19 protein-coding genes are annotated in these 19,076 nt (G+C 46.3%); 16 read left to right on the forward strand and 3 right to left on the reverse strand.

The genetic code is table 11. The features are described from left to right. Positions 1 to 420 precede the first annotated feature (420 nt). Positions 421 to 738, reverse strand: a complete 318-nt coding sequence (locus BK127_RS17690; RefSeq protein ID WP_076232642.1) for an SPW repeat domain-containing protein — start codon at positions 736 to 738, stop codon at positions 421 to 423. Positions 739 to 966: 228 nt separating this feature from the next. On the opposite strand from BK127_RS17690, the gene BK127_RS44825 reads away from it, so the two are divergent. The 3 genes from BK127_RS44825 (at position 967) to coaD (ending at position 2,444) form a co-directional block, all read left to right on the forward strand. Then, on the forward strand, positions 967 to 1,065 hold the full coding sequence (locus BK127_RS44825) for a YjcZ family sporulation protein (protein ID WP_256711359.1): 99 nt from the start codon (positions 967 to 969) through the stop codon (positions 1,063 to 1,065). Between the two features lie 272 nt (positions 1,066 to 1,337). After that, entirely contained in the window at positions 1,338 to 1,904 is a 567-nt protein-coding gene (rsmD, locus tag BK127_RS17695; RefSeq protein ID WP_076232645.1) for a 16S rRNA (guanine(966)-N(2))-methyltransferase RsmD, read from the forward strand. 30 nt (positions 1,905 to 1,934) lie between these two features. After that, positions 1,935 to 2,444, forward strand: a complete 510-nt coding sequence (gene coaD, locus BK127_RS17700; RefSeq protein WP_076232647.1) for a pantetheine-phosphate adenylyltransferase — start codon at positions 1,935 to 1,937, stop codon at positions 2,442 to 2,444. A 5-nt stretch (positions 2,445 to 2,449) separates the two neighbouring features. Here coaD and BK127_RS17705 read toward each other — a convergent pair whose 3' ends face one another. Next, complete coding sequence (locus BK127_RS17705) at positions 2,450 to 3,772, reverse strand: nucleoside recognition domain-containing protein (RefSeq protein WP_076232650.1); 1,323 nt, start codon at positions 3,770 to 3,772, stop codon at positions 2,450 to 2,452. Between the two features lie 135 nt (positions 3,773 to 3,907). Here BK127_RS17705 and BK127_RS17710 point away from each other — a divergent pair, with 135 nt between their 5' ends. Beyond that, a complete protein-coding gene (locus BK127_RS17710; RefSeq protein WP_076232652.1) occupies positions 3,908 to 5,029 on the forward strand; it encodes a SepM family pheromone-processing serine protease in 1,122 nt (373 codons plus the stop codon). A 14-nt stretch (positions 5,030 to 5,043) separates the two neighbouring features. Here the strand turns inward: BK127_RS17710 and BK127_RS17715 are convergent, their stop codons facing one another. Further along, positions 5,044 to 6,300 (reverse strand): nucleotidyltransferase, encoded by a 1,257-nt coding sequence (locus tag BK127_RS17715; protein ID WP_076232655.1) that lies wholly within the window; start codon positions 6,298 to 6,300, stop codon positions 5,044 to 5,046. Positions 6,301 to 6,405: 105 nt separating this feature from the next. On the opposite strand from BK127_RS17715, the gene BK127_RS17720 reads away from it, so the two are divergent. The 12 genes from BK127_RS17720 (at position 6,406) to ftsY (ending at position 19,035) form a co-directional block, all read left to right on the forward strand. Then, positions 6,406 to 6,915 carry a YceD family protein gene (locus tag BK127_RS17720; RefSeq protein WP_076232657.1) on the forward strand — a complete coding sequence of 170 codons (510 nt, stop codon included), beginning with the start codon at positions 6,406 to 6,408 and terminating at the stop codon, positions 6,913 to 6,915. A 48-nt stretch (positions 6,916 to 6,963) separates the two neighbouring features. Beyond that, the gene (gene rpmF / locus BK127_RS17725; protein ID WP_076232660.1) at positions 6,964 to 7,137 is read left to right on the forward strand and encodes a 50S ribosomal protein L32; all 174 of its coding nucleotides are present in this window, start codon (positions 6,964 to 6,966) and stop codon (positions 7,135 to 7,137) included. A 182-nt stretch (positions 7,138 to 7,319) separates the two neighbouring features. Beyond that, positions 7,320 to 7,925, forward strand: coding sequence for a transcription factor FapR (gene fapR, locus BK127_RS17730; RefSeq protein ID WP_144026495.1), 606 nt, complete (start codon positions 7,320 to 7,322; stop codon positions 7,923 to 7,925). Further along, a complete protein-coding gene (gene plsX, locus BK127_RS17735) occupies positions 7,909 to 8,910 on the forward strand; it encodes a phosphate acyltransferase PlsX (RefSeq protein ID WP_076232665.1) in 1,002 nt (333 codons plus the stop codon). Before fapR ends, plsX begins: the two co-directional genes overlap by 17 nt. Positions 8,911 to 8,932: 22 nt before the next feature. Next, positions 8,933 to 9,919 (forward strand): beta-ketoacyl-ACP synthase III, encoded by a 987-nt coding sequence (locus BK127_RS17740; protein WP_076232668.1) that lies wholly within the window; start codon positions 8,933 to 8,935, stop codon positions 9,917 to 9,919. A gap of 124 nt (positions 9,920 to 10,043) precedes the next feature. Next, positions 10,044 to 10,967, forward strand: a complete 924-nt coding sequence (gene fabD / locus BK127_RS17745) for an ACP S-malonyltransferase (RefSeq protein WP_076232670.1) — start codon at positions 10,044 to 10,046, stop codon at positions 10,965 to 10,967. Positions 10,968 to 11,061: 94 nt separating this feature from the next. Continuing rightward, positions 11,062 to 11,802, forward strand: a complete 741-nt coding sequence (gene fabG / locus BK127_RS17750) for a 3-oxoacyl-[acyl-carrier-protein] reductase (RefSeq protein WP_076232673.1) — start codon at positions 11,062 to 11,064, stop codon at positions 11,800 to 11,802. Positions 11,803 to 11,925: 123 nt separating this feature from the next. Then, positions 11,926 to 12,159, forward strand: coding sequence for an acyl carrier protein (locus BK127_RS17755; protein WP_076232675.1), 234 nt, complete (start codon positions 11,926 to 11,928; stop codon positions 12,157 to 12,159). Positions 12,160 to 12,298: 139 nt separating this feature from the next. Beyond that, complete coding sequence (gene fabF, locus BK127_RS17760; protein WP_076232677.1) at positions 12,299 to 13,537, forward strand: beta-ketoacyl-ACP synthase II; 1,239 nt, start codon at positions 12,299 to 12,301, stop codon at positions 13,535 to 13,537. Positions 13,538 to 13,606: 69 nt separating this feature from the next. Beyond that, positions 13,607 to 14,323, forward strand: coding sequence for a ribonuclease III (gene rnc, locus BK127_RS17765; RefSeq protein ID WP_076233007.1), 717 nt, complete (start codon positions 13,607 to 13,609; stop codon positions 14,321 to 14,323). A gap of 117 nt (positions 14,324 to 14,440) precedes the next feature. Next, positions 14,441 to 18,013 (forward strand): chromosome segregation protein SMC, encoded by a 3,573-nt coding sequence (gene smc / locus BK127_RS17770; protein WP_076232679.1) that lies wholly within the window; start codon positions 14,441 to 14,443, stop codon positions 18,011 to 18,013. A gap of 32 nt (positions 18,014 to 18,045) precedes the next feature. Further along, entirely contained in the window at positions 18,046 to 19,035 is a 990-nt protein-coding gene (gene ftsY, locus BK127_RS17775; RefSeq protein ID WP_076232682.1) for a signal recognition particle-docking protein FtsY, read from the forward strand. Positions 19,036 to 19,076: the final 41 nt, after the last annotated feature.

A 19,076-nucleotide genomic window follows, 5' to 3' on the forward strand; every position in this document is an offset into this window, starting at 1 on the left:
GAAAAACCCAAAGTGAACAATTCACTTTAGGTTTTTTCTAATCTTCAAAAAGAAGTAAGGGCTTATTTTCTTTTATTGTTAAGTATACACTGACGCAGATCATTTAATAATTCGTCTAGTTCATGCTGTAGTTGATGAAGCTCACGATAATAGCGTCCTTGGACAGCAGCTAGTTCCGATGATGAGAGTTTAGTGAACCTGTTGTAATCAGCCAAACAGCTGTTAGAAGGATGTATCTCTATTTCCTCTAATACAATGTTCATAGTATGACCTCACTTTTATTTGAATGTAACTTTAGAGTAGCATCCAATTGTAAAATATTAACTGGCTTTTTGTTAAAAGTTTGTAGAGGGTATAATAATCACATTCAGCAATCGATTTGAGCATAATATGAACCAGTCAATGAAACCGTTTACAAATTTATAGAGTGGTATCCATATTCCACAAAACTAGCGCCACGGTTAGCAAACCGAGTATTCCTACAGTCCAGGTTTGGCTGAAGCTTAATGAGAAATTTATTGAAAAAATGGCGAACCATAATCCGGTAAGTAACGTGAACCAGTTTTCCAAAACATTAAATTTTGATTTCTTAAGAGCCAACAGGGAAGCGCAAAGCTGAAGCGTTCCTAAACAAACACTAGTCCACACAACTACAGAAAGGTTAGATAGGCCAAGAACCCATGGGGAGATAACAAACCAAAAGCCGAATAAGGCAGTTAATGAATTTCTTGTTCTCATAGTACACCTCCAATAAATTTAATGCGACCATATTGGGGCACATTATATTTATATGCAAGTGCTTACATCTTTGATAATACCGCTCAATTAATATTTTCGAAAAATATATGAATAAACAACGTAGATGGGTTACATCCCTTTAGTTGAAGCCCAATCTTTAGAGCCATTTATTTCATATTATGATTATGTTCCATATCCTAATGATTTCCATTGAAAGGGGAGCTAACATTGAGTGAAATAGCTGGACATCGCGGTTTTACTTCCACAGGTGCTATTCTTGTACTGTTTATACTTTTAGTTATTATTAGCACTACCTTTTTGTATTAATCGATAATTTTAGGCGTAGTGTGAACAGCAATAAATTTCGACAACAAAAATTTAGGACCCTTCGCAGGGTCCTAAACAATGGGAGAGGAGAAACCGGATGAAGAGCTTATGGGGAACGTAAGTCTTCTCCGCGGTTGTCTACGACATTTCGGATGCCGATAATCCAAGTATTCACAGCTAAAGAAACAAATATACATAAAGTAACAAAATTTTGTGCAAAAGTTTCCGTTTATGGTACGATAGGATCACTATTGAGCAGAAGGTGGATTTACATGAGAGTAATTTCAGGCAGTGCAAAGGGTAGACAGTTGAAATCTGTGCCCGGTACAGGAACGCGTCCAACGACCGATAAGGTCAAGGAGGCGATTTTTAGCATGATCGGTCCTTATTTTGAAGGGGGACAGGTGCTCGATTTATTCGCAGGGACGGGCGGTTTAAGCATTGAGGCGCTCAGCCGAGGAATGGATCATGCAGTCCTCACGGATATAGATAAAAAGAGTATCGACATTATAAAACAAAATTTGCAAGCAACTGGGTTTATAGAGCAGGCTGGTATTTACTGTACCGACGCGCGGCGCGCGTTGAAGGCTCTAGTTAAGCGTGAGGCCAAATTTGATCTTGTATTTGTGGATCCGCCTTATCGTATTAAGCTCGCACAAGAGCTGCTTGAACAACTGGATCAGCACAATTTGTTGAATCCATTAGCTACGATCGTTGTGGAGCATGATATTGAGGATACATATCAGCATGCAATCGGACGTTTACAATGGGTTCGGCGCGCTGAGTATGGCGACACGGCGGTAACCATTTATAAAAATGACGCGGATGCGGTTAAGTAATGTTCTATTTCAGAAGGAGGTCATCACATAATGAGTATTGAACATTTTGGAGTCAAGATTGCGGTTTATCCAGGCAGCTTTGATCCGGTGACGAACGGTCATTTGGATATTATTCGTCGTTCTGCCAAGGTTTTTGATAAGCTGGTGGTTGCCGTACTGAACAATTCGAGTAAAAATCCATTATTTACGGTAGAAGAGCGTGTAGAGCTGCTGAGAAAGGTCACCAGTGATGTACCGAATGTGGAGATTGACAGCTTTCGTGACCTTCTTGTTAATTATATGAAGAAAAAAAATGCACATCTCATCGTACGCGGTTTGCGTGCGGTGTCTGATTTTGAATATGAGCTTCAAATGGCATCAACGAACCAGAAGCTGGACGAAAATATTGAAACTTTTTTTATGACATCTACGCCCAAATATTCCTATCTGAGCTCCAGTATTGTTAAGGAAATCGCGCGTTTTCATGGTCCTGTGGTCGATTTGGTGCCGGATGTGGTCGATAAAGCTATGCGTGCCAAGTTCGTAAACGCGATGAGCTAAGGCCACTACCGCTTGCTGTTCGGAGCGCTCCGCCCCAAGGATTGCACAACGAATGCGATAATGACAGATAGCAGTAACAGCAGCAGCAATACGATACCGAGCCACAGCATGATCGGACTCATAAGCATCCATACATCAAAGGCTTGACTGCCATTAGTCAAACGTGCATCAGTCTGAACGGAATGGACCGCTTGCGTCAGTATTGGATGGGAGAGAAATACAGGGGATGCAATTCCGGCTAACCATTGATTAAGCGGATTCCAGAACACAGCTGTCAAAATAAAAGAAATAGCGGCATGAAGTAATCGAGAGCGCAAAAACACCGGGTAACGAATATCTGTCGATAGGGTAAAGCTTTTTACCTGTGCATGTGCAGATAATCCTCCCCAGCCGAGTAAGGCACTCAGGATGGCGTACTGCCAATTGTCAGCCAACAAGTTGTTCTGGCCCATCGCAAATGCACCTAAATGGATTTCAAGTATTCCGGACAGCAAGGCATTTAATAGCAAGGTTGCCTCATGTAAAGGAATCCAATCTCTTTTTGCAAGTACCATTGCTGCATATTCGGTGATCGAGCTGATGGCAATTACCTGTGCAAGTACGGAGAATATGATCATAACTCCGCCGATGACCATTAATTGCTGGATACTGTGAGCTACTGAATCACCGAGCAGCTTGCCAAAAGTTCGTCCATCGTTGGCATGGGCGGCTCTTAATGCGGTTATACTTTTACGTACCGTGCTGTGTGTAGAATGCGCAGCTTGGTAAGAGAGACGACTCGTGGCAATGGCTGGCTCCTCCTCAGCCACGCTTGTCTGTTTCAATCGCTCTAGAAGTCCCATAATCAACACAGCACCATAATGGAGCAGGGCCAGCGCCATGCCTAATTTGGCATTGTTCATAAAACCGACACCAATGACGGTTACAAGTACCATCGGGCTTGCTACGTGGCTTAAGGAGAGCAGTCGCTCAGCTTCACCTCTTGTTACCAGCTTATTGCGTCTTAATTCTCCTATAGCGATCGCAGCAGAGGGAGCGCCAGCAGTGAGTCCTATAGAGAGAGGCCATCCACCTGCACCTGGCAGGCGAAACAGGTAACGAAGAAGCGGCTCAAGCAAAGTGCCAAGTGCATGCAAAAAGCCCAAACCACGGAGGATCTCCGTTATAATTAGAAAAGGTAGCAATGCTGGGAATACTAGCTTCCACCAAATGGATAAGCCCTGTAGGGAAGCTTGAAATATACGGTCAGGAAACACGATCATACAAAAAACCAATAGCATTGCCAGACATCCCAGCAAGAGAGTTGTCAAGCGTTTCGCGGTAAACATCGGCCTCACTCCGGAACACAGGATGGTACATGTTTACGCATTTTCCGTATGGTTTAGACCAAGCAGGTCAAACCTGATGAGATGTATGCGAGCTGACGATTCGAGTAAGCACACTCGGCCCAGGGGGAATCAATTATGCAAGACATCAGACAAAGTAAACGTATTTCTAGAATTGTTGTTTCTGTATTTATTGCCATTGTCATTGTATATGTTGTGTACTTAATGCCGCTGCCGATGTTTATTTTCTCAGCCGGTACTGCCGAGGTCATTCACCCTATGGTTCAAGCCAAAGAGACAGGCGATCCGGATAAGGGAGTTTTTATGCTTACAACAGTACGAGTATCGGATGCGACTATATTCAGTTATTTGATGACGTTCGTTCGGCCTTATGATGAGCTGCGGATGAAGACGGAGCTGCTGCGCAAGGATGAGACCGAACAGGAGTATTCGCAGCGGCAGGAGGTCAACATGCTGTCCTCGCAGTCTAGTGCTCTGCAAGCTGCTTACCATAAGCTAGGTATTCCTTATAAAATTATGAATGATGGCGTAGTCGTCGTGCAGGTTTTCAAAAATTATCCGGCTAACGAGGTGCTTCAGGCTGGAGATTACATTGTGAAGGTGGATGACACGCCTATTGAACAAAGTCAGGAGCTGCAAAAGCTGCTGCAAAGCAAAAAGGCTGGTGAAACTGTTGCGGTTTCTTACAAAAGGAAGCAAGTAACGAGAGTAGCCCAGATCAAGCTCGAGGCACTTCCAGCCGATGAGGGAGCTTCTGCCGCCAAGCCAGAGGAAAGACGTGCAGGGCTTGGTATTGTACCAGCAACTGTGCAAACCATCAAAACAGATGATGAGGCCAAGCAGGTCACAATAAAAGCTGGGGAAATCGGCGGGCCTTCCGCGGGATTTATGTTCTCAATGGAAATTATTAATCGTCTGCTGCCTGAGGATATCACGAAGGGGTATACCATTGCGGGTACAGGAACCATCAACGAAAAGGGGGCAGTAGGTGTGATCGGGGGCATTCAGCATAAAATTATTGCAGCCGATAAAGCTGGTGCTGATATCTTTTTTGCTCCCAAAGATGAAGTATCGGCAGCAACGGGAAATATTCCGAATTATTCGGATGCGGTTAAGCGGGCTGAGGAAATTCATTCACATATGAAGGTAATTCCTGTGGCTACGCTAGACGATGCGATGAATTATTTGAGCACCTTGCCTCCCAAAACAGCTGCATCCCAGCCGGCCAAAGCCAGCTAGGACGATAGATTCACTCATTCCGATTGACTTAATTGTACAGGCGGCTCATAATAGTCGCGAAACAGATCATGTTCGGTTGCAGCATCAAAACCAAGTGCATATACGGAGGTAGCTTGTACATCCATTTGTAAAAACGGATAGGCTTCTGAAGAAGCCGCATTCACATTCGTAATTATGGGTACCTTAGAGACATGCTTCATTCGTTTAAGCAGGTGCCTGCCTGCAGGGCTGAAGCCCAGCACGCGTAAGTAAGGTACACCTTGGCGAAGCACGGCGGGTGAAAGCTGTGCTTTTGTCTGATTCAGCAATATACGCAGCAGCATTCGCTGCAGCTTGGTTCGCGTATATCTTTTGGTTTTGAGCAGTCCGATAAGCTGCTCGACGATACGACCTGATCCTCCAGATAAGGATAGTTGGGGAAGAACATGTTTGATGCGATGCTCTAGCCCCTCAGTTACTTCATGAAGCTCTGCAAGCTGGTGGGTGCTATGATGCAGCAGTTGGAGAAGAAGCGGCTTTGCATAGTGTTCCCATTCGATAGGCGCCCGACCAACTGCCGTTTCACGCTGCAGCACCTTCATGGTACCTGATGGGACGAAGGGAACAAGCTCTTCAAGCGTACCTCGTTCAAACAGTATGCGACGAAGGGCTGTTGCACTTGCTATGGATTGATCTGTAATTTCAGTTTGATTGTAACCGGATTTTTGCCTTGTAATAGTCAAAGGCTTAATGCTGCTGTTCAAGCGCTGAAGTGCGATCAAATAATGCAATCCGAGTGTGTTGTTGGGCTTCGCCAGCTCGGACGGGTCCACTCCAGGGAGATGACGGGCAATGGCTCTGCTGTAAGCGGCTGGGTAGGGAAGGCCTGTTTTTAATTCATCCTGAAGTGCCCTCTGAAATGCTTCTGGCTCATCACACATTGCATCGGCGACAGCCTGCAGCCATTGAAGTTCGCCGCTCTCACTGCCGAAGCATAGGCTATCGACGATTCCAGTTGCATGTAGAGCAGACACGGCTCCGTAAGCGAACCATTCGGCAGGTTGCGTAGAATAAGCTATCGGAAGCTCCAGGACGAGATCAACGCCCATTCGAAGTGCCATTTCGGCCCTTGCCCATTTGCCAACCATAGCAGGTTCGCCGCGCTGCAGAAATTGACCGCTCATGACAGCGATCGTACCATCGGCACCGGAGACTCTTTTGGATTCAAGAAAGTGATATTCGTGTCCGTTATGTAAGGGATTGTACTCGACAATAAGACCTGTTGTTTTCATGTGAACGACTCCTTTAGAATTATTTTACTATAACACGTCCTGAAAATGTTGACAAAATGCAGGTATTATCGATATAATAATCTTTGTTTGTTTGGGGTGATTATTGTGTTCATTCGTTTAAAAGAGTTGGCGCAGAAAGCCGACGCGGTACATTTTGATGAAACTGTTGATCTGTCCGATGCTTTGAAGGAAAGCAATGATATACTCGATGCGAGTCCGCTCCATGTTAGCCTCAAGGCGCTGTATCAAGATGAGGTTGCTGAAGTGACGGGACAATTGAGTATTGACGTGGAACAGCCTTGCTCCCGCTGCTTGAATCCGGTAAAGCAAAAGCTGGTAATTCCTTTTCATGAAACGTTCGCCCGAGCTGCAGATGAATCGGAGTCTGATGACGAGGATGAGGAAACTCATTACGTTAAGGACGACAAGATAGAATTGCTGCCCTATTTGATCGAAAATGTAATGATGGCTTTACCGTATGTCCCTTTATGCGATGAAGAATGCCTTGGCTTGTGTCCTGTTTGTGGAGTGGATCGTAATGTACAGGCTTGCAACTGCAACCGGACTAGTATCGACCCCAGACTTGCCGGGCTGGCTGATTTTTTCAAAGAATAAGGTGAATTGTAACAACTTAGGTTGATTTCGTTGAAGGAGGTGGGGAATATGGCAGTACCACAAAGAAGAACGTCCAAAACTCGTCGCGATAAGCGCCGTACTCACTTTAAATTAGTAGTACCAGGCATGGTTAAATGTGACAGTTGTGGTGAATTGAAATTGTCTCACCGCGTTTGCAAAGTTTGCGGTTCGTACAAGAGCAGAGAAGTTATCAAGCAATAGTTCTCTAATCACAATGAAAAGATAGTACTTCATCCTTCGGTGAAGTGCTATTTTTTTGCTCTTCCCTTTTCGTAAACAATCCATTATACTATCTCTTATTACTTGGTCATAAGATCTAATGAGAATGAATGGTGTACATATCAAGCTAGGAAATCGTGGAAATTCAGATCATAGATAAGGCGGTGTTTGGTATCGAACGCCTTCCTAAACGTCAGCGTCAGCAGCAGTTGACCGGAGCAATTGAGGACAATCCTTTTATTACGGACGAAGAGCTAATGCGAGTTTTTCAGGTCAGTATCCAGACCATTCGCTTGGATCGGTTGGAGCTTGGCATTCCGGAGCTGCGAGAGCGTATCAAGCTCATGGCAGAGCTTTCCTATGACCAGGTTCGGTCACTGCCGCTGCATGAGGTCATTGGTGATGTGATCGATCTGCAGCTCGACAAAAGCGGCATATCGATGTTTGAAATTAAGGACGAGCATGTTTTTTCGAGAACGAAGATTGCCCGCGGGCATCATATTTTTTCTCAAGCCAATTCATTGGCTGTTGCCTTGATTAATGATCAGATTGCCTTGACTGCCGCAGCGGATATTCGTTTTGTGCGGCCTGTTAAGCTGGAGGAGAAGTGCATAGCCAAGGCTTATGTACGTTCAATCACCAAAGGTAAGGCTAAAGTTGAAGTGTTTACTTACGTTGGTGATGAGATTGTGTTTCAAGGTAATTTTATTATTTATCATTCAACAAAGGATCGTTCAGAGGGAGGGGAGCCTGGTGCGGATAGCGATTGATGCAATGGGTGGAGACCATGCCCCCGATGTAGTGGTGGCCGGGGCGCTGGAAGCGGTACGGGAATGGAAGGATACGACGGTCATATTGATCGGAGACAAGGCCCGGATTGAACCGCTTGTTCGTCAGGCTGGCGATCAACCAAGCAATTTGGAAATAGTTCATGCCTCTGAAGTGATCGAAGCTGATGACGAGCCAGTCAAGGCTGTTCGACGGAAGAAAGATGCCTCCATGGTTATAGCAGGTAGAATGGTGCAGGAGCGCACAGCGGATGCTATGATCTCGGCAGGTAACACAGGAGCTTTGATGACTACAGGTTTATTGATTGTGGGTCGAATTGAGGGAATTGATCGTCCTGCCCTGACCTTGACGATTCCTTCGATGGATGGTAAAGGCATGGTAGCTCTTGATATGGGAGCCAATATGGATGCATCTCCAGAACAATTGGTTCAATATGCAATTATGGGTAGTATATATAGAAAAAAAGTTCATGGTGTTGTAAGTCCAAGGGTAGGTTTATTGAATGTAGGTACTGAAGCACTCAAAGGTAATGAGCTGACAAAGGCTGCATTTCCACTGCTCAAGGAAGCACCGATTCATTTTGTCGGAAATGTGGAATCTCGTGATTTGCTATCAGGTCCTTGCGATGTGCTCGTATGTGACGGCTTTGCCGGCAACATTATGCTGAAGTCACTTGAGGGTGCAGCTGCAACGATCTTTACAGCCTTGAAGACGGAGTTCACACGAAATTTGTTGACCAAGTTAGCCGCAGCTGTATTAAAGCCGGGTTTAACGAAATTCAGGCGTCAGCTCGACTATTCCGAGTATGGGGCTGCCCCGCTTCTTGGGATTAATGGAATGGTATTGAAAAGTCATGGCTCATCGAACGCTACGGCGATCAAAAATGCGATTCGTCAGGCTCGTATTTCGATCCAGAACGATGTGCTTGCAAGTATAAAAGCGGAAATAAGTAACGGAAATAAGTAAACGGAAGAGAGTTGTTACTATTATGAGCTTACGACCGGTTGGCATCATTGGGTCTGGTAAATATGTGCCTGATCGTGTTTTGACGAATCAAGAATTGGAGCATATGGTCGAGACCAATGATGAATGGATCGTATCCAGAACGGGTATTCGTGAACGAAGAATCGTGAGTCCCGAACAGGCTTCTTCCGATTTGGCCTACGAAGCGTCCCTCAGGGCGCTGGAAATGGCGGGAATCAGTGCGGAACAACTGGACTTAATTGTAGTAGCAACGATAACGCCAGATATGGCATTTCCATCCACAGCCTGTATTTTACAAAACAAGCTCAGTGCGAAGAAAGCTGCTGCGTATGATCTGTCAGCTGCATGCTCAGGCTTTATATATGGATTGGCGAACGCTTCTAATTTTATTGCCACAGGCATGTATCAATACGCCTTGGTTGTGGGTGCAGAATGTTTATCCAAAATTACGGATTACACCGATCGCAATACATGCATATTGTTTGGGGATGGCGCAGGAGCCGTAGTCATCGGTGTGGTACCGGAAGGACGCGGCTTCAAGTCCTTTGAGCTGGGTGCTGATGGATCCGGAGGAGAACTGTTGAAAGTAGCTGGTGGTGGTTCACGCTGCCCTTCCTCCACACAAAGTATTGAGGCTAAACAGCATTTTATATATATGGCTGGAAGTGAAGTGTTTAAATTTGCTGTGCGCATTATGGGTAACGCTGCCGAGGAAGCACTGCGTAAAGCAGGCATGCAGAAAAGTGATATTGATCTGCTCGTACCCCACCAAGCGAATATACGGATTGTTCAGTCAGCGTTGAACCGACTTGAGCTTAGTGAGGATAAATGTATGATCAATCTTCACAAGTATGGTAACGTATCTGCAGCGTCCATCCCAATCGCATTAGCTGAAGCCGTTGAACAAGGAAGATTAAACGAAGGCGATTGCCTGGTTATGGTCGGCTTTGGTGGCGGTTTGACTTGGGGAGCTTCTGTAGTCATTTGGTAAGCTCCGTTTCACAAAAACCAGTATACATGTACTCGGTTTATACTTGCGAATTCTGTTTTCTATGAAAACTCAGTGAATACTTAAGAGGTCAGTTTTCTACGAAAACTTTAAGGAGAATTGAATTATGGGTAAGATCGCATTTGTTTTCCCGGGACAGGGTGCTCAGGCTGTTGGAATGGGCCGGGATATTTTTGAAACAGAAGAGGCTGCTGCGCGTATATTTAAAAGTGCGGATGCAGCTTTAGGGTATTCCCTGTCTTCGATCATTTTCGAAGGACCCGAAGCCGAATTGAAATTAACCTATAACACACAACCAGCATTGCTGACTACGAGTATCGCCTATCTGGAGGTTTTCAAGGCCAAGGGCCTCCAGCCGGACTTTGTAGCCGGGCACAGCCTGGGCGAATATTCAGCGCTTGTTGCTGCAGGAGTACTTAGTTTTGAGGATGCCGTGCGTACGGTTCGTGCGCGTGGTGAATTCATGGAAGAAGCTGTACCCAGTGGACAAGGTGCTATGGCGGCGGTTCTTGGAGCAGAGCGTGATGCATTGCTTCAATTGTGTCAAACCATCACTAATGAGATTGACGTTGTGGAACTGGCTAACTTGAATTGTCCTGGACAAATCGTGGTGTCAGGTAGTGTTGCCGGGGTACAGGCACTTGTGGAACGAGGTAAAGAAATCGGCGCCAAACGTGTCATTCCTCTGGAAGTCAGTGGGCCTTTCCATTCCTCACTGATGAAGCCGGCATCAGAGCGGCTGTCAGCCGTATTGACAGCTGTTTCCATGCAAAACGCAAGTGTACCCGTCGTTGCCAATGTGACTGCGCTTCCTGTTACGGAGCCGAGTGAGATCCGCGCCTTGTTGGTTGATCAGGTTCACTCTTCTGTACTTTGGGAAGACTCGGTAATATGGCTCATTGAACAAGGAGTCGATACCTTTGTTGAAATAGGCTCAGGTACTGTGTTGGCTGGCTTGATCAAGAAAATCGACCGGTCGGTAAAAGTCATCGGTATCAATAGCAAAAATGCGATTGAGCAGCTTCAATAACTTATGCCAACGCAGCAGCTATTACTAGAAGCTTAGTTTCATGCTTATCAAGTAAGTTTTCCTACAGAGAACTTTTAGGAGAGGAATTACAATCATGCTAACAGGTAAAACGGCACTCGTAACCGGGGCATCACGTGGTATTGGCCGAGCGATTGCCTTGTCTCTGGCAGAGGCAGGGGCTGACGTTGCAGTTAATTATGCTGGAAGTGAAGCGTCTGCAGCTGAGGTTGTCAGCTTGATTGAAGCCATGGGACGCAAAGCGTTTAAGGTCAAAGCCGACGTGAGCTCAGCTCAAGAGGTGGACGACATGTTCAAGCAGGTACTGGGAACGTTTGGTCAGCTTGACATTTTGGTTAATAATGCAGGAATCACTAGAGATAACTTGATTATGCGTATGAAGGAAGATGAGTTCGATCAGGTGATTGCAATCAACTTGAAAGGCGTGTTCAACTGTATCAAAGCAGCCACACGCCCGATGATGAAGCAGCGTTCAGGTCGTATCATCAACATTTCATCCGTGGTTGGTGTGCTTGGCAATCCCGGTCAGATCAATTATGTTGCCGCCAAGGCGGGCGTAATCGGCATGACCAAAGCCAGTGCGAAGGAGCTGTCATCCCGTGGTATTACCGTCAACGCGGTAGCACCCGGTTTTATTGAGACGGACATGACCGATAAGCTCTCGGAGGATACGGTTGCAGGGCTGCTGCAGCAGATCCCTTTGGCCCGTCTTGGGAAACCGGACGATATAGCCAAAGCAGTTCGTTTTCTGGCCTCTGACGATGCTTCCTACATGACAGGCCAGACCATTCATATTGATGGCGGCATGTATATGTAGGCTTGGCTTATAAAGTGCAGAGACAGTTAAAAAGCGAGGATTTGGTTTTTTTAGGTGGAGCTTGCGCTAGCTATGGCAATTTGTCCATAAGTCCAGTATAATACCATGGAGGAGGTGAACCGGATGTCCGATGTTTTGGAACGCGTAAAACGTATCGTCATCGATCGTCTTGGTGTTGAAGAGGCCGAAGTTACCCTCGAAGCATCTTTTAAAGATGATTTAGGCGCTGATTCTTTAGATGTCGTAGAATTAGTTATGGAGCTTGAAGATGAATTCGATTTGGAGATTTCTGACGAAGATGCAGAAACAATTACTACGGTAGGTCAAGTAGTTGAGTACATAAAATCTCATACTTAATTGACTGTAAGTCCCGTTTAATTATTTGGCGGGACTTATCTCCTTTCAAGCCGCTCATTGAAACGGCGGATGTATACTTGACAAGAATATGACTTATCATACATAACGATATTGTTATTTTAGATAGAGGTGGGTTACAATGAATCAAAGAGTTGTTATAACGGGTATGGGTGTCATGACATCCCTTGGGCAAGATCTGGAAACTTTTTGGGGGAATTTACTCGAGGGGAAATCCGGTGTTGGTCAAATTGAATTGTTTGATGTAACCGATTATCCAACACATATCGCTGCTGAAATCAAAAATTTCAACTATGAGCCGTTTTTTGACAAAAAAGAAGCGCGCCGTATGGACCGATTTGTGCAGTTCGCAGTGGTTGCGAGTTTATTGGCTTTGCGGGATGCCAAGCTTAACGTCAAGGAAGATACAGATCCGGAGCGGGTCGGTGTTTATGTCGGGTCCGGGATTGGCGGCTTGTCTACCTGGGAGGAACAGTTCAAGATTTTGCTGGAAAAAGGCCCCAAGCGTGTAAGTCCGTTCTTTATTCCGATGATGATTGCGAATATGGCTTCTGGCCAAATTTCAATGATGACCGGAGCCAAAGGACCTAACAGCACAGCGGTAACCGCTTGTGCAACGGGAACACATTCAATAGGTGATTCCTTTAAAATGATTCAACGTGGGGATGCGGATGTAATGATTTGCGGCGGTGCCGAGGCAACGATAACTCCAACAGGAGTCGCAGGCTTTAGTGCGCTGCGTGCTATGTCAACCCGCAACGATGATCCAACCCATGCTAGCCGTCCGTTTGATATAGATCGTGATGGATTCGTTATGGGTGAGGGATCTGGTGTTCTCATACTGGAATCTCTGGAACATGCGACCAATCGTGGTGCTCAAATCTATGCCGAAGTGGTAGGTTATGGAATGAGTGGCGACGCTCACCATATGACTGATCCCGATCCTGATGGTGCTGCTCGATGTATGGTGAAAGCGATTAAGGATGCCGGGATTACACCGGAACAGATCGATTACATCAATGCACATGGAACTTCTACACCTGTAGGCGATCGTTCCGAAACAACAGCTATTAAAAAGGCTTTTGGCGATCACGCTTACAAACTGGCTGTGAGCTCAACCAAATCAATGACGGGCCACTTGCTGGGTGCAGCAGGCGGTGTTGAGGCGTTAATTTGTGGACTTGCCTTGAAGAACGGGGTGATTCCGCCTACGGCTAATTTGGACAACCAGGATCCATTATGTGATTTGGATTACGTACCGAATACGCCGAGAAAAGCGGACCTCAACATTGTAATGTCCAATTCATTCGGCTTTGGTGGCCATAATGCCACAATTATTTTGAAGAAGTTTGAACAATAAATATATTCATGATGTTGGATGATCAGGGAAATGAACCATAAACGGATGTTCGAAGTAGGTGGTGAGGATATGCATCGAAACCTGAAACAGCTGCAAACCGCATTGGACATATCGTTTCGCAAACCAGAGCTGTTAAGGCAGGCGTTTACACACTCTTCCTATGTGAACGAGCACCGTATAGGTAATCATAAGGATAATGAGCGGTTGGAGTTTTTGGGAGATGCTGTCCTCGAACTAACCGTCTCAGAGTATTTATTCGAAATGTATCCACAGCGGCCTGAGGGAGAACTGACGAAGCTAAGAGCATCGATTGTTTGTGAGCCTTCATTAGTAAGTTTTGCCGAACAGTTGGATTTTGGATCCTATGTACTGTTGGGCAAAGGTGAGGAATTAACAGGTGGCAGAACAAGGCCGGCTTTACTTGCGGACGTGTTTGAATCGTTTGTTGGGGCCCTCTATCTGGATCAAGGTCTTGAAGTCGTTAACTCGTTTTTGCGCAAGCATCTTTTTCCGAATATTCCGAATCAGGGCAAGCTGCTGACCGTAGATTTCAAAACCAATTTGCAAGAGTACACACAGCAGCACAGTTTGGGCATATTGGAATACAAAATTATCGATGAGCGCGGACCTGCACACGAACGGGAATTTGTGGCCCAGGTTCAAATCAACGACAGGCTTTTGGGGCAAGGCGCCGGCCGGTCCAAGAAGGAAGCTGAACAGCAGGCCGCAGCTCAAGCTTTGGAAGCGTTGAAAGTTGATTTTGGTAACACAACCAGAGGGTTTTGACGAATGCATCGGGCAGCTGAGAGGCTGCTGCCGATGCATTTTTCTATGGGGTGCCAAGGGTTCTTCTACGATTCTATGAATAGGAATTGTATGGTACAATAACGTAGAGGTGAGACGATGTTTTTAAAACGTATTGAACTGACCGGATTTAAATCGTTTGCCGACCGGACAGAGCTTGAATTCGTCCAGGGAATTACAGCGGTAGTAGGGCCGAACGGCAGCGGCAAAAGCAATATATCCGACGGGATTCGTTGGGTACTGGGGGAACAAAGCGCAAAAAGCTTACGCGGCGGCAAAATGGAAGATATTATTTTCGCTGGGAGCGATAACCGCAAAGCAGTTAACTTTGGTGAGGTTTCCTTAACACTTGATAATACAAGTCAATCGCTTTCGCTTGATTTTAATGAGGTCACAGTGACCCGCCGGGTGCACCGCAATGGCGATAGTGAATACTTAATAAATAAACAGCCTTGTCGGCTAAAAGATATCACTGAGCTGTTCATGGATACAGGGATTGGAAAAGAAGCATATTCGATCATTGGGCAAGGACGTATTGAAGAAATTTTAAGCACCAAGTCAGAAGACCGCCGCGGGATTTTTGAAGAAGCATCGGGTATTGTCAAATACAAATCACGCAAACGCGAAACGGAAAAAAAACTGCAGGAAACAGAGCAAAATTTGCTGCGTATTCACGATTTGGTATCGGAGCTCGAGGACCAGATCGAACCACTTCGCAAGCAATCGGAGAAGGCCATCCGTTACAAGGAGCTAAGGGAGCAGCTAAAAAGCAGCGAAATTGCGATGTATGTGTACCAGATTGAGCAAATTTACATAGCTTGGACCGATACCAACACGAATCTGGAGCGCTTGAAGAAGGAACAGGAAGGGTTATCAACGATTGTGAGTCAGCATGATGCCCATCTTGAGAAGCACCGCTGGGAAACGCGACGGTTAGAAACGGATATTGAGCGTCTACAGGAGCAGTTACTGCAGCTGAGTGAGGATTTTGAAAAGTGTGAGGGTCAAGGCGAAGTATTGAGAGAACGTAAGAAAAATTATGTGGGCAATCAGACCCAGCTGAAACAGACGGCTGCCCAACAAAGCCAGCGAATGGGTGAGAAGGAAGCGGAGCTGCTCCAATTCAGAGACAAGCTCACACTCATTTCAAACGAGCTGATTCAATATCAGGCGAAGGTGTTGGCTGAGGAGACCCGACTTCTTGGTGTCGCTGGAGGGGTAAGCAGTGGTGACGAGGATCGATTGAAAAGCGATCTGTTAGAAACATTGAATCGTATGGCCAATGCACGCAATGAAATCCGTTATACCGAGCAGCAAACCGAAGGTTTGACGCGAAGACTGGACAGGCTTGGTGACGAGCATCGTAAGTGGAAGGAACAAGCGGATACGATTACGGCACGTAAGCAGGAGCTGGAAAAGCGCCTCGCGGCTACTTTGAAGAAAGTCGACGAGATGCGTAATCAATATCTCGATCTGAGCCAGAGCTTAAAAACGAAGCAGCAGCTCTCAGAGGAAGCCAACAACGCTGTTCGCAAATGGGAGCAGAAGCTGGATGCTTTAGTTTCCAGACGCGATACGATGCGTGAGATGGCTAACGATTATGATGGATTTATACATGGGGTCAAGGAAGTATTGAAGGCGAAGGACCGCAATGAGCTTCGTGGTATTCGCGGAGCGGTTGCCGAGCTGATGAAGGTACCTGCACATGTAGAGACAGCGATGGAAACAGCGCTTGGCGGCGCTTTGCAGCATATCGTGGTCGATAGTGAAGGTAACGCGCGTGAAGCGATTGCTTTCCTGAAGCGGCGGCAGCTTGGGCGAGCTACATTTTTACCTTTGGATGTTATTCGGGGACGATCTATTCAGGAATCCGAAAAAAGATCGATCGAATCGATGGAAGGCTTTGTTGGGATCGGTATAGATTTAGTTCAATATGATGAACAATATCGTCAAATTGTCGGCAGCTTACTGGGCAATGTGATCATTTCCAGCCAATTGGATATGGCCAATCGGATTGCCGCGAAGATCCAGTACCGTTATCGCGTGGTCACTCTGGAAGGGGATATCGTCAATCCGGGTGGATCGATGACAGGCGGAAGTCAGCAGAAGCGAACCTCAAGCCTCCTCGGCCGTCAGCGGCAGATTGAAGAGATGGACGAGGAAATACAGGAGTCGGGCAAGCAGCTTCAGCAGGTGCGCAGCAGGGGAGAACTGGTGCGTAAGGAAATTGTATCAGAGACACAAGCCTTGGAGCAATTGCGTCAAACTGGCGAAAATTTGCGGGTTGAAGAGCAGCAAATTCGGGCTAGCCTTCTGCCACTTGATCAGGAATCCAGACAAGTCGCTGATCAGCTCGCGTTGTACAACCAGGACGGAACCGCAATGGATACGGAACGGCGGGAGCTGCAGGCTCGGCGGGAAGCGGCACAGCAATCGCTGGAGCAGCTTTTGGAAGAAGAAATTGTGATTCAGCAAGCTATACGTGAGGCAGCTACGGCACGTAAAGCGGGTGAGCTGGAGAAGGAAGAGCTGCAGACACAGCTTACGGATCTGAAAATCAAGGTGGCCTCACTCTCCCAGGAGAAGCAATCCTTGCTGGATCAGGAAAAGCGTTTCAGGACAGAGCTTACAGAGCTTCACACGGAGCTTGACTTGAACCGCAGTATTTTGCAGCAAATGGATCAGGATATGACAGGGCTTGAAAAGGAATCCATACTTCAAATTGAACAGCTCAATAGCCTATCTCTGAAAAAGCAGCACTGCTCGGAGCAATTGGATCTCAAACGTGCTGAGCGCGCAGAATGGCAGGGCAAGCTGGAGAAGGAAGAATATAAGACACGTGAGGAGCGCAATCAGCTGCGGCAAGCGCAGGAACAGCTTCATCAAACCGAGGTTCGCGTGACACGTCTTGATGTAGAGCTTGAGAACCTGCTGAAAAAGCTTGCAGATGATTATGAGCTGAGCATAGAGTTGGCTAAGGAGCGTTATCCAATACCAGAAGACGTGCTAGGCACGCAAAACAAGGTAAGGGAGCTCAAGCGTGAAATTGCTATATTGGGTGAAGTTAACCTGGGAGCGATAGAAGAGTTTGTGCGAGTGAACGAGCGCTTTGAGTTTCTAAGTGAACAGAAAAATGATTTGGTGGATGCCAAAACGACACTCTATCAGGTTATTCATGAGATGGACGAGGAAATGTCCAAACGTTTCCGAATCACCTTTGATGCAATTCGTACCCATTTTGTGATTGTGTTTGCCAAGCTTTTTGGAGGTGGGCGTGCAGATTTGATTTTATCCGAGCCCGACAATCTGCTGAGTACAGGAATTGAAATCGTAGCACAGCCACCAGGGAAAAAATTGCAGAACCTGCAGCTATTATCCGGTGGAGAGCGCGCACTGACGGCAATTGCATTATTATTTTCAATTATTCGTGTTAAACCGGTACCGTTTTGTGTGCTGGATGAGGTAGAAGCAGCTTTGGATGAAGCCAATGTGACGCGTTTTGCTGAATATTTGCGGGAGTTCTCGCAGCAAACACAGTTTATTGTAGTCACACACCGCAAAGGCACGATGGAAGAAGCCGATGTTCTCTATGGGGTAACTATGGAGGAAGGCGGCGTCTCCAAGCTGGTGTCCGTTCGTCTGGAAGAGGATGAAGCAATTATTGCAAGTTAGAACCCAAAGCCCAAGAGGAGGTCACGACTGGAATGAGTTTTTTTAAGAAGCTAAAAGAAAGTATTTCCTCTAAAGCGGAGGCAGTGACAAATAAGTTCAAGGAAGGACTGACCAAAACACGTGATGTGTTTGTCGAGCGTGTAGAGGATTTGTTCAGCCGACGTAAAAAAATTGACGAGGATTTTTATGAGGAATTGGAAGAAATATTGATTGGTGCCGATGTCGGTGTCAATACAGTTATGAAGCTTGTTGAGAGCCTTCGTGCAGAGGTACGTAAACGAAAAATTGAACAGCCAAGCGAGTTGCAGCCGATTTTGTCGGAAATGATCATTGCCTTGTTGAAGGGTGACGAGAAATCCTCGTTGAAAATGGCCAGTTCCGGTCTGACTGTTATTTTGTTTGTTGGCGTGAATGGAGTAGGGAAAACAACGACAATCGGCAAAATGGCTCATCTTTTAAAATCTCAAGGTAAAAAGGTGATGCTCGCGGCCGGAGATACATTCCGTGCTGGAGCGATCGAGCAGTTGGAGGTATGGGGGCAGCGCGCGGGTGTAGATGTGATCAAGCAGCAATCCGGTTCAGATCCGGCGGCGGTCATGTTCGACGCGCTGCATGCAGCGAAAAGTCGTGGTGTCGATGTACTATTGTGTGATACCGCAGGCCGTTTGCAAAACAAAGTGAATTTAATGGAAGAGCTCAACAAAATTTATCGTGTCATCAGCCGTGAGGTTCCAGACGCCCCCCATGAGGTTTTACTAGTACTGGATGCAACGACAGGACAAAATGCTTTAAGTCAAGCCAAAATGTTCGATGAGAAGTCCGGTTTAACTGGTCTCGTGCTTACTAAGCTGGACAGTACAGCCAAGGGCGGGATCGTGGTTGCAATTCGTCAAGAGCTGAAGTTGCCCGTGAAATTCGTCGGTTTGGGTGAGAAGATAGATGATTTGCAACCGTTTGACTCGGATCAATTTGTACACGCCTTGTTCAGCAACTGGATCAAGGATGCGGATACGGTCAGCTAGAGGGATACGCCTGTTTTGGCGATTACTAAGAAGGAATACAG

The sequence above is a fragment of the Paenibacillus sp. FSL H7-0331 genome (assembly GCF_001956045.1).

Bases quoted from the DNA above. Each gene is read 5' to 3' on its own strand.
- rnc (WP_076233007.1), top strand. From the start codon at position 13,607: ATGCATCGAAACCTGAAACAGCTGCAAACCGCATTGGACATATCGTTT.
- rsmD (WP_076232645.1), top strand. From the start codon at position 1,338: ATGAGAGTAATTTCAGGCAGTGCAAAGGGTAGACAGTTGAAATCTGTG.
- rpmF (WP_076232660.1), top strand. From the start codon at position 6,964: ATGGCAGTACCACAAAGAAGAACGTCCAAAACTCGTCGCGATAAGCGC.
- fabG (WP_076232673.1), top strand. From the start codon at position 11,062: ATGCTAACAGGTAAAACGGCACTCGTAACCGGGGCATCACGTGGTATT.
- fabF (WP_076232677.1), top strand. From the start codon at position 12,299: ATGAATCAAAGAGTTGTTATAACGGGTATGGGTGTCATGACATCCCTT.
- coaD (WP_076232647.1), top strand. From the start codon at position 1,935: ATGAGTATTGAACATTTTGGAGTCAAGATTGCGGTTTATCCAGGCAGC.
- BK127_RS17705 (WP_076232650.1), bottom strand. From the start codon at position 3,772: ATGTTTACCGCGAAACGCTTGACAACTCTCTTGCTGGGATGTCTGGCA.
- ftsY (WP_076232682.1), top strand. From the start codon at position 18,046: ATGAGTTTTTTTAAGAAGCTAAAAGAAAGTATTTCCTCTAAAGCGGAG.
- BK127_RS17690 (WP_076232642.1), bottom strand. From the start codon at position 738: ATGAGAACAAGAAATTCATTAACTGCCTTATTCGGCTTTTGGTTTGTT.
- BK127_RS17740 (WP_076232668.1), top strand. From the start codon at position 8,933: ATGAGCTTACGACCGGTTGGCATCATTGGGTCTGGTAAATATGTGCCT.
- smc (WP_076232679.1), top strand. From the start codon at position 14,441: ATGTTTTTAAAACGTATTGAACTGACCGGATTTAAATCGTTTGCCGAC.
- BK127_RS17710 (WP_076232652.1), top strand. From the start codon at position 3,908: ATGCAAGACATCAGACAAAGTAAACGTATTTCTAGAATTGTTGTTTCT.
- BK127_RS17755 (WP_076232675.1), top strand. From the start codon at position 11,926: ATGTCCGATGTTTTGGAACGCGTAAAACGTATCGTCATCGATCGTCTT.
- BK127_RS17715 (WP_076232655.1), bottom strand. From the start codon at position 6,300: ATGAAAACAACAGGTCTTATTGTCGAGTACAATCCCTTACATAACGGA.
- fabD (WP_076232670.1), top strand. From the start codon at position 10,044: ATGGGTAAGATCGCATTTGTTTTCCCGGGACAGGGTGCTCAGGCTGTT.